The following is a 14,337-nucleotide window of genomic DNA, read 5'->3' on the forward strand; positions in this document are numbered from 1 at the left end:
CTGTGTCCTGCTGCCTTTCTGTCCCGCTGCTTTCCTGTCCCGCTGTATTTCTGTCTGCGGCGCACCGGGGATCACCCCGGTCTCGTACGTACCGCTCTCAGAGATGCGCGAGCTTCTCCAGCACCGGCGCGGCCGCGCTGAGCTTCGCCCACTCGTCCTCGTCGAGGCCCTCGACCAGGGACGCCAGGAACGCGTTGCGCTTGCGGCGGCTCTCCTCGAGCATCGCCTCGGCCCGCTCGGTCTGGGTGACCACCTTCTGCCGCCGGTCCTCGGGGTGCGGCTCCAGCTTCACCAGGCCCTTGCTCTCCAGCAGGGCGACGATGCGGGTCATCGACGGCGGCTGCACATGCTCCTTGCGGGCGAGCTCGCCCGGGGTGGCGGTGCCACAGCGGGCGAGGGTGCCGAGCACCGACATCTCGGTGGGGCTCAGCGACTCGTCGACCCGCTGGTGCTTGAGCCGGCGGGACAGGCGCATCACGGCGGACCGGAGCGCGTTCACGGCGGCCTCGTCGTCGCCATGGTTCAGGTCAGGCATGTTCTTTAGCGTAACTCATTACTCTCGCTAAAGACCACCGAATGGCACAGCTCTGCCCGTGAGGCCCGCCACGCATACGGAACCCGACCTGTTTATCACTCAAACGGGTGAGCTGAACGCGGAACGTGACTCACCGGGCCAGAGCAACCCCGAACCTGGTACTCATGGGGACCAGTGTGCTCAGCCTGCGGATAGACGGGGAGCTGCTCGAACGGCTCCGCACCCACGCGGCGAAAAGGGGAATGAGCGTCCAGGACTACGTGATCGGGACGCTCATTCGGGACGACTTCGACGAGCGGTTCCAGACCGCGGTCGACGAGACGGAGAAGTTCTACGGGGTCACGTGACCCCCGCCCGGACGGACGGGGGTCACGTCGGACGTCAGGTCAGACCCAGCGCCGGCATCAGGTAGTAGAAGCCGAACACCGCCGACACCACGTACATCGCGACCGGAACCTCGCGCCCACGCCCGGCGGCCAGGCGCAGCACGACGAAGGTGATGAAGCCCATGCCGATGCCATTGGTGATCGAGTACGTGAACGGCATCATCACCATGGTCACGAACGCCGGGATCGCGATCGTGTAGTCGGCCCAGTCGATGTCGCGGACCGAGTTCGCCAGGATCAGGAAGCCGACCGCGAGCAGGGCCGGGGTGGCCGCCTGGGACGGGACCATCGTGGCGACCGGCGTCAGGAACAGCGCGAGCCCGAAGAGCGCGCCGGTGACGACGTTCGCGAAGCCCGTGCGCGCGCCCTCGCCGACACCGGCCGTCGACTCGACGAAGCAGGTGGTGGCGGACGAGGAGCTGGCACCGCCCGCGGCGACCGCGATGCCGTCGACGAAGAGGACCTTGTTGATGCCGGGCATCTGGCCGTCCGCGTCCGTCAGCTTGGCCTCGTCGCCGACGCCCATGATCGTGCCCATCGCGTCGAAGAAGCACGACAGCAGGACCGTGAAGACGAAGAGAACGCCGGTCAGCACGCCGACCTTCGAGAAGCCGCCGAAGAGGCTTACGTCGCCGATGAGCCCGAAGTCGGGGCTGGCGACGGGGTTGCCGGGCCACTTCGGCGCTGTCAGCCCCCAGGAGCCGGCGGGCAGCTTGACGATCGCCTCGACGGCGACGGCGAGCAGGGTCATCGCGACGATCGAGATCAGGATCGCGCCCGGCACCTTGCGCACGATCAGCGCCAGGGTCAGCAGGGTGCCGAGGACGAAGACGAGAACCGGCCAGCCGTCGAGATGACCGGTCGCGCCCAGCTGCAGCGGCACTGTCGTCTTCGCGATGTCCGGGATACGGGTGACGAAACCGGAGTCGACCAGGCCGATCAGCATGATGAACAAGCCGATGCCGATCGAGATGCCCTTGCGCAGACCGAGCGGCACGGCGTTCATCACGCGCTCCCGCAGCCCCGTCGCCACCAGCAGCATCACGACGAACCCGGCGAGCACCACCATGCCCATCGCGTCCGGCCACGACATACGCGGCGCGAGCTGGAGCGCGACGACCGTGTTCACCCCGAGGCCCGCCGCGAGCGCGATCGGCACATTGCCGATGACACCCATGAGAAGCGTGGTGAAGGCGGCGGTGACCGCGGTCGCGGTGACCAGCTGGCCGTAGTCCAGCTGATGGCCGTACATGTCCTTCGCACTGCTCAGGATGATCGGGTTCAGGACGATGATGTACGCCATCGCGAAGAAGGTGGCGAAACCGCCCCGGATCTCGCGCGACAGCGTGCTGCCGCGTTCCGAGATCCTGAAGTAGCGGTCGAGGGAGCCCTGTGCGGACACCTGCGAGGACATGCGAAACCTCATCCCCAACAGGCTTCTCCCAGCCACGGTTGGAGTTTTCTACGAACAGAAGTGGTCAATCGGAAACCGTTTCAGTATGAACATATGATGCACGGATCTCCATCTCCGCGCGTAGACCCGTCCGCCTCGTAAGCTGTGCCCCATGGCGAAGTGGACCCCCAAGCACGAGGCACCCGAACCCCTTGAGGGCCCCATCGTGCCGACCATCACCGGCGGAACGATCCTGTGGTTCGTCCTCTTCGTCGTCCAGGTCCCCTTCTACGGCTGGTACGACGACCGGGGTCTGACGTGGTGGGTGTGGACCTGTCTGGCGGGCGGCGGGCTCGGGATCATCGGCATCTACTACGTCCGCAAGCGGGACGCGGCCATCAAGCGGAATGCTCCCGCCGAGGACGCGGATGCCGCTGATGTGACGCCGGTGGAATAGGGCACCGTCTCGCGCAGGCCACGTCCGGGGGTCCTCCATCGGCGAGCGGGCTTGTGGTGTACCACCACGGCACGACTCGCCCCCAGCGCCCGTCCTCCCCGAGTCGGATCTTCGGCGCACTCGGCGGGTGAACCCCCAAATCCGCACGTACCGTCGAAGGCATGACGCACATCGACGCGGGCACCGACCTCGACCCTGTGCACCCCACCCCTGCCCGGAGAGACGGGCGGGCGCTCGGTCTCACCGCCGCCGAGGTGGCCGAGCGGGTGGCCCGCGGCGAGGTGAACGACATCCCCGTGCGCAGCAGCCGCTCCACGGTCGACATCGTCCGCGCGAACGTCTTCACCCGCTTCAACGCCATCATCGGCGTGCTCTGGCTGGTCATGCTGTTCGTGGCGCCGTTCCAGGACAGCCTCTTCGGCTATGTGATCATCGCCAACACCGGGATCGGCATCATCCAGGAGTGGCGGGCGAAGAAGACCCTGGACTCGCTCGCGGTGATCGGCGAGGCGAAGCCGATGGTCCGGCGGGACGGGCTGGCGGCGGCGGTCGCCACCTCCGAGATCGTGCTGGGCGATCTGATCGAGATCGGGCCCGGTGACAAGATCGTCGTGGACGGCGAGTGCGTCGAGACCGACGGTCTCGAAATCGACGAGTCACTGCTGACCGGCGAGGCCGACCCGGTCGTCAAACAACCCGGCGACCAGGTCATGTCGGGCAGTTTCGTGGTCGCGGGCGGCGGCGCCTTCACCGCGACGAAGGTGGGCCGGGAGGCGTACGCGGCGCAGCTGGCCGAGGAGGCGTCCCGGTTCACCCTCGTCCACTCCGAGCTGCGTTCCGGCATCTCCACGATCCTCAAGTACGTGACCTGGATGATGGTCCCGACGGCGATCGGCCTGGTCGTCAGCCAGCTGGTGGTGAAGGAGAACGACTTCAAGGAGTCAGTGGCGCGCACGGTCGGCGGCATCGTCCCCATGGTCCCCGAGGGCCTGGTCCTGCTGACCTCCGTCGCCTTCGCGATCGGCGTGATCCGTCTCGGCCGCAAGCAGTGCCTGGTCCAGGAGCTGCCGGCCATCGAGGGCCTGGCCCGGGTGGACACGGTCTGCCTGGACAAGACGGGCACCCTCACCGAGGGCGGCATGGACGTCACGGAGCTCCGCCCGCTGGGCGGCAACGACGAGTCGTACATACGGCGTGTCCTCGGCGCCCTCGGCGAAGCGGACCCCCGCCCGAACGCCTCCCTCCAGGCCGTCATCGACGCCTATCCGCGCAGCGAGGACTGGCGCTGCACGCAGTCGCTCCCCTTCTCCTCCGCGAGGAAGTACAGCGGCGCGTCCTTCAGCGAGGGCGACGGCGAGTCGAGCACCTGGCTGCTGGGCGCCCCCGACGTCCTGCTCCCGCCCGACGACCCGGCGCTCACCGAGACCGAGCACCTGAACGAACAGGGCCTGCGCGTCCTGCTCCTGGTCCGTGTCTCCCGCGACCTCGACGACCCGGAGGTCGCCCTCGCCGCCAAACCGGCCGCCCTCGTCGTCCTGGACCAGCGGCTGCGCCCCGACGCCTCCGACACCCTGCGCTACTTCGACGAGCAGAACGTACGAGCGAAGGTGGTCTCCGGCGACAACGCGGTGTCGGTGGGCGCGGTGGCCGCGAAGCTCGGCCTGCGGGGCGAGGTCGTGGACGCCCGCCGGCTGCCCGCCGAGCGCGACGAGATGGCGCAGGCCCTCGACTCCGGCACGGTCTTCGGCCGGGTCACCCCGCAGCAGAAGCGGGACATGGTCGGCGCCCTGCAGTCCCGCGGCCACACGGTCGCGATGACGGGCGACGGGGTGAACGACGTACTGGCCCTGAAGGACGCCGACATCGGCGTGTCGATGGGCTCGGGCTCGGAGGCGACACGGGCGGTCGCCCAGATCGTCCTCCTGAACAACAGCTTCGCCACGCTCCCGTCGGTGGTGGCGGAGGGGCGGCGGGTGATCGGCAACATCACCCGCGTGGCGACGCTCTTCCTGGTCAAGACGGTGTACTCGGTCCTGCTGGCCCTCCTGGTGGTGTGCTGGCGGGTCGAGTACCCGTTCCTGCCCCGCCATCTGACGCTCCTGTCCACCCTCACGATCGGCGTCCCGGCCTTCTTCCTGGCCCTGGCCCCCAACAGGGAGCGGGCGAGACCGCACTTCGTACGGAGGGTGATGCGGTACGCGATCCCGGGCGGCGTCCTGGCCGCCGTGGCCACCTTCGCCACCTACCTGATCGCCCGCAACCACTACACGGGCGAGGGCGCCCTGGACGCGGAGACCAGCGCCGCGACCCTCACCCTCTTTCTGATCTCCATGTGGGTGCTGGCGATCATCGCCCGCCCGTACACGTGGTGGCGCCTGGGACTGGTCGCGGCGATGGGCGCGGGCTTCCTGCTGGTCCTGGTCGTGCCGTGGCTCCAGGACTTCTTCGCCCTGAGGCTGGTCGGTACGACGATGCCGTGGCTGGCGGTGGGCATCGCGGCGGTGGCGTCGGGTGCGCTGGAGTTCATGTGGCGGTGGGTGGACCGGCGGTTCCCGGCGTAGGCCTGTAGGCCTGTCGGCCTGATTGTCAGTGGTGGCTGCCAGACTCGGCCGTCCCCGCCAGAAAGGCAGCCGACGATGCCCGACACACCCGCGCCCGAGCAATACTCACCCCGCTGGCCCGACGACACCCGCACCCCACCGCCCTCCGTCGGCGGCGAGCGAGAGACGCTGTGCGCGGTCCTGGACTGGCAGCGGGCCACGTTCGAGCTCAAGTGCGCCGGTCTGCCGCCGGAGCGACTGTCCGAGCGGGCGGTGCCGCCCTCGACGTTGTCCCTCCACGGCCTCGTACGCCATCTGGCGGGCGTCGAGCGCTGGTGGTTCCGTATCCAGTTCGCCGACGAGGACGTGCCGATGCTCCATTACTCGGACGAGGACCCCGACCAGGACTTCGACCGCCTGGACGGTGACGTGTACGAGGCCTTCGCCCTCTGGCGGGCGGAGTGCGAACGCTCCCGGCGGATCACCGAAGCCGCCGTGTCGCTGGACGAGACGGGGATTCGCAGGAGCACGGGCGAGCCGGTCTCGCTGCGCAGGATCCTGGTGGACCTGATCGCCGAGTACGCCCGGCACAACGGCCACGCGGACCTGCTGCGCGAACACATCGACGGCTCGACGGGCATGTGACCCGCCGAGCCGCCGAGACAGTCACATCGGCTACTTCACGTCGACGTAGTCACCGGTCGCGTTGACCGACGCGGTGGTCGTCGTGCCCGCGAAGCTGAGCCGCCAGTACCCGTCGGAGGCGGCGGTGGCGGTGGCCTTCACATTGCCGGACGTGTCGGAGTAGACGGTCTTCACGGTGGTATACGTGCTGGTGCCCGCCTTCTTGAACTGCAGCTTGACCGGCTGCTTGGTGAAGGCCTTGTAGGTGTGGCTCTGCCAGTCGGCGCGGGTCAGCTTGCCGGTGGTGGTGATGGTCTTGCCCTTGGCCACGGGCTCCGGACCGGCGTTGGCCGTCAGCTTGGCGAGACGCAGGACGGAGGTGGAGGCGAGGCCGCCCTGGTCCTTGAAGCCGACCTTGCTGATGTCGAAGCCGCTGCCGCCGGTGGGGTCCTGGCCGTTGAACGCGGTGGCGTCGGCGCCGGCCTCCCAGGTGCCGGCCTGCGAGTTGAGCAGGTCGTCGTCGGCCGGGTAGATGTTGATGGTGGCCTTGCAGGTCGCCGTGGTCGACGAGGTGGCCGTGCAGGTGGCGAAGTCGTCGCTGAAGAGCTGCGGGGTGTCGTCGTCGCCGAAGGTGCCCCGGTAGAGGAAGGGCTCGGAGAAGAAGTCGTCCGCGGTGATGTCGACGGAGGCGTCGTGGGTCAGCGTGTAGCTGACCGGGGCGCTGACCATGGCGCTCGTGCCGACCTTGATCGACTTGGCGATCTTGAAGTTCGAGAAGCTGACAGCGAGCGTGTACGGCGTACCGCTGGTCGCGGCCGAGTCCGCGGCCTGCGCGGACGGCACGGCGAGGGCGGAGAGGGCCAGGGCGCCGAGGGCGGCGGCCACAGTGGCTCTTGTGCGCATGTGTTCCCCAAGTGGAGAAAGGTGATCGTGGGGCCTCTTGGCCCGGATGATCTGAACACGAGTTCGCCTGTCCCATTCCGCCGGGAACACGAATTTGAGCCGGGCATGCGCAGTCTTGGGAGAGCTATACGGAACCCTTGGTTCAGCCGTTACGCAGGGCGCGACCTGCCGCACGACAAGCCACGGTCGGCCGCACGACAAGCCCGCCGGCCCCGGAAGAACCGGGACCGGCGGGAGGTGATGCTCAGCTACAGCGGAATCCGCCGCGCGTCGTGCTGAGCCGTCTTACTGCACGTCGATCGTGTCGCCGACGGCCGTCGCCGCCGCCGTGCCGGAGCTGCCGGCGAAGACGTAACGGTACGTGCCGTCGACGGTCGCCTTGACGGTGGCCGTCACCGCGCCCGTGGAGTCGGACTTGACCGTCTTGACGTCCTTGTAGGTGGACGTGCCCGCCTTCTTGAACTGGAGCTTCACGGACTGGCTGCCGTAGCCGCCGGTCGTGCCCGTGTTCCAGTTGGCGCGCGTCAGCTTGCTGGTGACCGTGACGGACTCGCCCTTGATCACCGGCTCGGGAGAGGCGTCGGCGGTCTCGAGCTTCGTGGCGCGCTGGACCTTGAAGGACTTGGCGTTGTCCTTCTGGACGTAGTTGTTGTCCTTGGCCTGGGCGATGGCCCAGGTCTTCCAGGTGCCGGCGACCGAGTTGTTGGCGTTGGCGCCGGCCGTGAAGGTGTAGTTCGCCGAGCAGGTCGCCTTGGTGGAGCTGACCTTGGTGCACTTGATCCAGGTGCTGCCGGAGGCGGCGGCGCTGTCGGCGGTCTCGATGCTCTTGCCGTGGAACAGCTGCGCGGCGGCCCGCCACACACCGGAGTTGTCCGTGACGGTGAACTTGACCTTGACCGTCTTCTTGGCCGTCGCGCCCAGGACGATGGGCTTGCCGCCGTTGACGACGACGTTGGAGATCTTCGTGTTGCCGACGTGCTCGTCGGCCTGCGCGGCCGGAGCGGCGAAGGCGGTCAGGGCCAGGGCGCCGGTGACGATGCCCAGAGTGGCACGCATGTGCAATGTATTCCCCACGTGGAAGGGACCGCGCGGCGCGCCGCCGGAGGCGACGTCAAGGCACACGGGTCCAGTTGTTTGGTCTGCTGAGCCCCGAGGGGCTCCCGGGGTCAGATCTACGAGAGTGGCGAATGGTTGTACGGAAGTTGGGCCACTCTCGCACATGTGTCCGGGATCACACCCGCACAGCACATCCACAGAACCGCCACTTCTCGCCGCTCAGTCGAACCAACGATCCCGCGCCAACTCCTCCGTCCTGGACGGGTCCTCCAGCAGCGCGGCCACCTCGAAGCGGCGCGGCCACTGGCCCGCCGCCCAGGCCAGCCCCGCCGCGACGCCCTCCAGCGTGGCCGCGTGCAGCACACCGTCGCGCGTCCGGCGCCAGTCCAGCTCCACCCCGTCCACGACGAGTTCCTCGTGCTCGACGTACGAGGCGGGGGTGGCCGGGCCGAGAAGGACCCGGACCGACTCCGGTACGTCGTGCTCCGTGCCCTCGGAGTCGACCTCGCCCGTCACCGACTCGCTCAGCCGCCGCACCTGAAACAGCTCGGCCAACTCGGCGGCCCGGGACGGCCGTACGGGCAGGAGCGGGACTCCGGCCGTGAAGGGCAGCAGATCGGGGGAGTCGACGACCACGGCGTCCGCCGCGTCCACGACCGTGACCTCGCCGTCCACCACCGCCCGCACCTCTTCGGGCAGGGTCACCTGCTCGGGATCCAGGTCGGCCAACGCCCCGTAGAGACCGTGGAGTTGGGCGGAGGTGACCTCGCGGTCCGGGTCGGACAGGCGGTCGAGCAGCTCCGCCGCGCCGCCCGGCTCGTCCAGCAGGGCCGCCACCGACGTGCGTACGCCCAGCGCGCGCAGCACCTGCTCGTCGTCGAAGCCGGTGGCGTCGGCCTCGTCGTACAGGCCGCGCAGCAGCGGGTCGCCGCCGGCGGCGAGCAGGCCGGCGGGCCGACGGCCGTTCAGCACGGGATGTCCCCGAAGCCACCAAGCCGTGTACGGGCGTACGACCTCGTGCGTGCCGTCCGGCAGCAGGATCCGCACCGGCTGGACGAGCGCGTCCCGCAGCGGCGGCTGTGCGAGCAGCGCGAGCGTCTGCGGCCAGCGGTCGTCGTCGACGAGGTCCAGATCGCGGACCGCGACCAGCTCGGTGGCCACCGGGGGCACGGGCGAGTCCGGGAAGCGGTCCAGGATGTCCTCGCTCCACACGTCCACCGCGTCCAGCAGACCGGCGTCGTCAGGCTCGGCGAAGTCGCCGTCGCGGGGCTCCAGTTCGTCGGGGTCGAGGACGACGTCGGTGGCGCGTACGAGGGCGAAGTTGGCCAGCACTCCGCAGGCGGCCAGCGGCTGTTCGCCCCACCGGTCCGCCAGTTCGGCTTCCACGAAGGCGAGTTCGTCCTCGCGCATGACCTGGGCGAAGGGGCTGCCGGGGAGGACCAGTTCACCGGCGGGGGCCAGTTCGCCGTCCTCGTCGGGCAGGGCGAGGGCGCCGAGCCAGGGCTCGTCACCGGGGTCGAGGGCGGCGTCACGGACGAGGGTCAGGACCAGCTCGGCCAGCTCGTCGGCGTCCGGACGGCCGTCCTCCTCGTCCCACACACCGCCGTCGTCGTCCAGCGACGCGGCCACGGCGGCCCGTACCTGCGGGGTGGTGAGCACCGCGCGCGGGGTGGCGGGCAGGGCGCCGAGCTTCTCCAGGAGGGGATGCGTGGCGTCGGGATGGGCGACCTTCAGGCCGAGGCGGGCGAGGGTCTCGGGCGCGGTCCGCGGCCCGTCGGAAGTCGGAAGGAGCACCTGCCGGGGGCCGATCGTCGTCCGCCCGTCCGCGAGCGGCACCGGCAGCCCGGACAGTCGGTCCGGGTCGACCCCGGCGAGGCTGTCGTAGAGCCGCCGCCACCAGTCGGGGGCCTTCTCCAGCCCCGCGAGCCGGTCGATCGCGTCGCCCAGCGGGACGCGCGCGACACCGAGCGTGCGCAGCTCCACGCGCCGCTCAAGGCCGGCGGGCAGCAGGCTCGGCAGTACGTCGGCGAGGACCTGGACGGTCTCGGCCCCGGCGCCCTCCACGACCTCGGCGTCACGCGGCCGGAGGGAGGCGGGGAGGTCGTCGTCGTCACCGGGGTCATGGGCCGGCGGCAGGAACGACGTGCGCGGCAGCCGGTCGAGGATCGCCTGGCGCAGGGCGCCGTCCAGCTCGCCCTTGCCGAGCGGGCCGGGCACGAGGTCGATGACGCCCTCGGCCACCGGCTCCCAGTCGGCGAGGAGTTCGGCGTACGCGTCCGCCGCGCGCTGCACGAGGAAGTCGGTGAGCGGGCCGGGCGCGGCGTGCCGCCGGGTCGGGTCGAGCGGCAGCGAGGCGATGAGCAGGGCCGGTACGCCGAGGGCCTCGTCGCTGGGCGTGGGCGCGTGCACGACCGGGCTGGTGCGCGGCCGGACCGGGGCGCCGTCGTCGCCGGTGGGCACGGCCCAGGTGACCGACCAGTGCGGCCGCCGCCGCTCCTCGACCGGCCGGTCGGCGAGCAGCGCGGCGTCGAGCGCCCCGTGCGCGGCGGCCGTACGCCAGCGGGTGAGGCCGTCGCGGGAGTCCTCGACGACGGTGTACGGGCCGTCGGCGCGCCGCTGGACGGTCCTCACCGGGTGGTCGCCGTTCTCGATGACCACCTCTTCGAGCCCCGGCAGGGCGAGCAGGAGGGCGTCGTCGACGCGTTCGAGGAGCCGCTCGGCGAGATCGGTGGCGGCGGCGTCCCGCAGCGGCAGGATCACGACGGTGTCGTACGGCGCCGGGGCGGACCCCTCTGCCGCGAACGGCAGCCGGAGCAGGGGCACGTGCCCGTCGCGGCGCCGGATCTCGTCACCCAGTCCCGGGCTGTGCCGGGCGGTGTCGCCCGCCAGCTCGCGCGCCTCGGCGAGGGACCAGCGGATACCGCCGTGCCGCCCCACGACGGCGGGCTCGTCGGTCACGGCGAGCACGGCGGCGAACCCCACACCGAACCGCCCCACCGCGCCGTTGTCATGGCTGTCCCGCTTGGCGGAGGCACGCAGGGTGGAGAGGGACTCGACACCGGCCGCGTCGAGGGGAGCGCCGGTGTTGGCGGCGACGAGGACGCCGTCGCGGAGGGTGAGCCGGAGTCGGCCCGGCACCTTGGCCCGTGCCGCGGCATCGGCGGCGTTCTGCGCCAGCTCGACGACAAGCCTGTCCCGGTAACCGCCGAGGACGAGGTCCTCCTCGGCGTTGGCGTCCTCGCGGAACCGGGCCGGGCTGGTGGCCCAGGCGTCCAGCACCCCGCGCCGCAGTCGCGCCGTCCCGAACGGGTCCGCACCCTCGGCCGCCGGCCGCACGAACTTGCTCACGGTTCACCTTCCATGTCGCGGGGCACGAAGGTACCGCGTCCGGGGGCGTCCGATAGCTCGGGTTCGGTGGGGTACGTCGGCGGGTGCGGGTTCGTCGCGCTTTCTCGCGCGGGGGCCGTTGCCTTCAGGGACGCGGGGCACTGCGCGACAAGCCCCACCTGCCCGCAGCCGAAGAACTCACCCGGGGGTCCGGGGGCGCAGCCCCCAGCTTGCGGATGGGACGGGTAGGGCCGGCGGGGGCGAGAAAATCCCACGCGAACCCGCCGACTACGAGTGCCCCAAGTCCGCCTCGTCCCTCGACTACGAGTGCCCCAAATCCGCCTCGTCCGCCGACTCCTCCACCGGCACCGACCCCGAATCCGGCGCGGGCCGCAGCGGGAACGGATCCACCCGCGTCTCATCGATCACCGGCTCCGCGGGCCGCGGCGGCTTCGGCATGACCGCCGCCTCGGAGTGCCCCCCGCACCCGTACGTCAGCGACACCACCCGCCCGTCCGCCGGCGCGAACTCATTCGCGCACACCCCGAACGCCTGCCCGAGCGACCCACCCATCGGCACAAGGAACCCGCAGCTCAGACAGCTCGCGGGCGCGGCCTGCGCCATCGGCGTCTTCGCCCCGAACCCTTCCTCCCACCGGTCCGCCGCGACATGCAGCCCGTAGCGCGACAGCACACGCGCCCGGCGCATGCCCAGCTCCTCCGCGACCGCCGCGATCGACCCGCGCGACGGCGCGATCGGCAGGTTCGCCGGCACCCGGGCGGTGACCTCGGCGTCCTCCGCCTCCACCAGCTCGGCCATGTCGTGCGAGACCGCGGCGTTCGGCGGCGGCTCCTCCTCGCCGGAGAAACCGGGCTCCAGCCGCAGATCCTCGGCGTCGGTGGGCAGCAGATCGCCGGGGCCCATGTCACCGGGCCTCAGCCGCTCGCTCCACGGCACCCACTCGGGCGCGAGCAGCGCGTCGGGGCCGGGCAGCAGCACGACCTCGTCCAACGTCACGATCTTCGCGCGTGAGGCCCGGGCGACGGTCACGGCCCAGCGCCAGCCGCGGTACCCCAGTTCCTTGCACTCGAAGAAGTGGGTGACGACTCGGTCCCCTTCGACGACGAGTCCCGCGTGCTCGCCCACCACGCCGGGTGCGGCCGCCTCCTCGGCGGCGCCGCGGGCGAGGTCGACGGCCTCGGCGCACAGGCGGTCGGGGGTGCGGCTTCGCGTTGTCGCTGCGCTCACAGGTATCGCTTCTCTCCTACGCCGTCTCACGAGTGCGCCTCCCGTCGACGGGGAGCGCGGACGGAGCGGACCGGAGGGCCGCGTCGACGTCCGCGCCCGATCGCACTCGGGCGCACCTATGTCATCCATTCTGCGGGATGAACTTCAGGCGCGCGGCCGAGAACAACCGCCGCAGGCGCGTTATGCACGCTACCTTCTCCGAGCCTCCGCGCCCACACCGGCCGCTCCGCGGACTGTGCGGGGTTCGCCGACGGGGCTACGCCGAACCGCGCGAGCGACCGCGACGAACCCGCACCCGCCACACGCCCCCAAGCCCCCAGCTATCAGACAGCACCCCCATACGAGCGGTAACCGCACTACTGACCCCCATCCCGGGGCACTATGACGTCGTGGCTGCCCTCAAGCGGAGCACAAGCGGCAAGAGCGAGGGCGGATCGGGCCGACTCGGCGGTGCCGTCCGCTCCGTCGCCCGCGCCCTGCACTTCCCGGTCACCGGCACCGCCAGGGGCATCCGCAAGGCCACCCACGCGCACGGCGCCGGTGAGTCCGGCCTCGGCAAACTGATCGAACTGCACGGAGTGAACGGCGCCGGCGACGTGATGATCACCATCTCCCTCGCCTCCACCGTCTTCTTCTCCGTCCCCACCGACGAGGCCCGCGGCCGGGTCGCGCTCTACCTCGGCATCACACTCGCCCCCTTCGCCCTCCTCGCCCCGGTCGTGGGCCCCCTCCTCGACCGCCTCCCGCACGGCCGCCGCGCCGCGATGGCCGGCGCGATGCTGGCCCGCGCCCTGCTCGCCCTGGTCCTGGTCGGCGCCGTCGAGTCCGGCACCTTCCAGCTCTACCCGGCCGCCCTGGGCGTCCTGGTCGCGTCGAAGGCGTACGGGGTGGTCAGAAGCGCGGTCGTCCCCCGGCTCCTCCCGCCCCGGTTCTCCCTGGTCAAGGCCAACTCCCGGGTCACGCTCTGCGGGCTCCTCGCCACCGGCGTCGCCGCGCCCGTCGGCGCCGGGCTCCAGGCCATCGGCCCGCGCTGGCCGCTCTACGGCGCCTGCGTGATCTTCATCGTGGGTACGGTCCTGTCGTTCTCCCTCCCGCACAAGGTCGACTCGGCGAAGGGCGAGGACACCGCCCTGCTGGCCGCCGACCCCGAGCATCTGCACGGCCCGCACCGCAGCAGCACCCTCAAGCGCCCGGGTCTGCGTACGGTCGGCCCGGCCGTCACCCACGCGCTCGGCGTCAACGCCGCCCTGCGCTGCCTCTCCGGCTTCCTGATCTTCTTCCTGGCGTTCCTGTTGCGCGAGCATCCGCTCTCCGGGCAGAGCGCCGCCGTCTCCCTCGGCATGGTCGCCGTCGCGGCCGGTACGGGAAACGCGCTCGGCACGGCCGTGGGGGCGTGGGTGAAGCAGCGCTCGCCGGAGCTGATCATCGTGACCGTCGTCGCCGTCGAGCTGGGCGTGGCCGTCACGGCGGCGTTCTTCTTCGGGGCGTTCCTCATCGCCGTGCTCACCGCGGTCGCCGGTTTCTCGCAGGCCCTGTCCAAGCTGGCCCTGGACGCCCTGATCCAGCGCGACGTCCCCGAGGTCGTCCGCACCTCGGCCTTCGCCCGCTCCGAGACCCTGCTCCAGATGGCCTGGGTGCTCGGCGGCGGCATCGGCATCGCGCTCCCCCTCAACGGCACCCTGGGCCTGGCCGTCGGCGCCACGATCGTCGCCGCCGGCTGGCTCACCACGGTCCGCGGCCTGCTCGCGTCGGCGAGACACGGCTCAGCGCCCCACCCCCGGGTGGCGTGAGCTCTCCCCGTGTCTCAGAAGGGCCCTGGGTCACGGACACGGCACGCCGCACCCCCACGTAGGAGGTCTCCCGGAGGC

11 protein-coding genes are annotated in these 14,337 nt (G+C 71.0%); 5 read left to right on the forward strand and 6 right to left on the reverse strand.

The window, feature by feature from the left end; genetic code table 11:
* Positions 1-97: 97 nt before the first annotated feature.
* Positions 98-535: a MarR family winged helix-turn-helix transcriptional regulator gene (locus SGFS_RS26890; protein ID WP_286254082.1), complete on the reverse strand. Its 438-nt coding sequence runs from the start codon at positions 533-535 to the stop codon at positions 98-100.
* A gap of 164 nt (positions 536-699) precedes the next feature.
* On the opposite strand from SGFS_RS26890, the gene SGFS_RS26895 reads away from it, so the two are divergent.
* Positions 700-882: a ribbon-helix-helix protein, CopG family gene (locus SGFS_RS26895; RefSeq protein WP_286254084.1), complete on the forward strand. Its 183-nt coding sequence runs from the start codon at positions 700-702 to the stop codon at positions 880-882.
* A gap of 34 nt (positions 883-916) precedes the next feature.
* On the opposite strand, the gene SGFS_RS26900 is transcribed toward SGFS_RS26895, so the two are convergent.
* Complete coding sequence (locus SGFS_RS26900; protein WP_286254086.1) at positions 917-2,335, reverse strand: NCS2 family permease; 1,419 nt, start codon at positions 2,333-2,335, stop codon at positions 917-919.
* A gap of 151 nt (positions 2,336-2,486) precedes the next feature.
* On the opposite strand from SGFS_RS26900, the gene SGFS_RS26905 reads away from it, so the two are divergent.
* From SGFS_RS26905 to SGFS_RS26915, 3 genes are all read left to right on the forward strand, one after another.
* Positions 2,487-2,771: a DUF2530 domain-containing protein gene (locus tag SGFS_RS26905; RefSeq protein WP_286254087.1), complete on the forward strand. Its 285-nt coding sequence runs from the start codon at positions 2,487-2,489 to the stop codon at positions 2,769-2,771.
* Positions 2,772-2,932: 161 nt separating this feature from the next.
* Entirely contained in the window at positions 2,933-5,332 is a 2,400-nt protein-coding gene (locus SGFS_RS26910) for a cation-translocating P-type ATPase (RefSeq protein ID WP_286254088.1), read from the forward strand.
* Positions 5,333-5,407: 75 nt separating this feature from the next.
* Positions 5,408-5,956 (forward strand): DinB family protein, encoded by a 549-nt coding sequence (locus tag SGFS_RS26915; protein ID WP_286254090.1) that lies wholly within the window; start codon positions 5,408-5,410, stop codon positions 5,954-5,956.
* 30 nt (positions 5,957-5,986) lie between these two features.
* Here the strand turns inward: SGFS_RS26915 and SGFS_RS26920 are convergent, their stop codons facing one another.
* The 4 genes from SGFS_RS26920 to SGFS_RS26935 form a co-directional block, all read right to left on the reverse strand.
* Complete coding sequence (locus tag SGFS_RS26920; protein ID WP_286254091.1) at positions 5,987-6,838, reverse strand: hypothetical protein; 852 nt, start codon at positions 6,836-6,838, stop codon at positions 5,987-5,989.
* A 285-nt stretch (positions 6,839-7,123) separates the two neighbouring features.
* Positions 7,124-7,894 (reverse strand): calcium-binding protein, encoded by a 771-nt coding sequence (locus SGFS_RS26925; RefSeq protein WP_434028076.1) that lies wholly within the window; start codon positions 7,892-7,894, stop codon positions 7,124-7,126.
* A 219-nt stretch (positions 7,895-8,113) separates the two neighbouring features.
* On the reverse strand, positions 8,114-11,242 hold the full coding sequence (locus SGFS_RS26930) for a sacsin N-terminal ATP-binding-like domain-containing protein (protein ID WP_286254093.1): 3,129 nt from the start codon (positions 11,240-11,242) through the stop codon (positions 8,114-8,116).
* Between the two features lie 300 nt (positions 11,243-11,542).
* Positions 11,543-12,469, reverse strand: coding sequence for a DUF3027 domain-containing protein (locus SGFS_RS26935; RefSeq protein ID WP_286254094.1), 927 nt, complete (start codon positions 12,467-12,469; stop codon positions 11,543-11,545).
* 389 nt (positions 12,470-12,858) lie between these two features.
* Here SGFS_RS26935 and SGFS_RS26940 point away from each other — a divergent pair, with 389 nt between their 5' ends.
* Positions 12,859-14,259 (forward strand): MFS transporter, encoded by a 1,401-nt coding sequence (locus SGFS_RS26940; protein WP_286254095.1) that lies wholly within the window; start codon positions 12,859-12,861, stop codon positions 14,257-14,259.
* Positions 14,260-14,337 lie beyond the last annotated feature (78 nt).

Source organism: Streptomyces graminofaciens (genome assembly GCF_030294945.1).
Classification (GTDB): domain Bacteria; phylum Actinomycetota; class Actinomycetes; order Streptomycetales; family Streptomycetaceae; genus Streptomyces; species Streptomyces graminofaciens.

Bases quoted from the DNA above. Each gene is read 5' to 3' on its own strand.
- SGFS_RS26890 (WP_286254082.1), bottom strand. From the start codon at position 535: ATGCCTGACCTGAACCATGGCGACGACGAGGCCGCCGTGAACGCGCTC.
- SGFS_RS26895 (WP_286254084.1), top strand. From the start codon at position 700: ATGGGGACCAGTGTGCTCAGCCTGCGGATAGACGGGGAGCTGCTCGAA.
- SGFS_RS26900 (WP_286254086.1), bottom strand. From the start codon at position 2,335: ATGTCCTCGCAGGTGTCCGCACAGGGCTCCCTCGACCGCTACTTCAGG.
- SGFS_RS26905 (WP_286254087.1), top strand. From the start codon at position 2,487: ATGGCGAAGTGGACCCCCAAGCACGAGGCACCCGAACCCCTTGAGGGC.
- SGFS_RS26910 (WP_286254088.1), top strand. From the start codon at position 2,933: ATGACGCACATCGACGCGGGCACCGACCTCGACCCTGTGCACCCCACC.
- SGFS_RS26915 (WP_286254090.1), top strand. From the start codon at position 5,408: ATGCCCGACACACCCGCGCCCGAGCAATACTCACCCCGCTGGCCCGAC.
- SGFS_RS26920 (WP_286254091.1), bottom strand. From the start codon at position 6,838: ATGCGCACAAGAGCCACTGTGGCCGCCGCCCTCGGCGCCCTGGCCCTC.
- SGFS_RS26925 (WP_434028076.1), bottom strand. From the start codon at position 7,894: ATGCGTGCCACTCTGGGCATCGTCACCGGCGCCCTGGCCCTGACCGCC.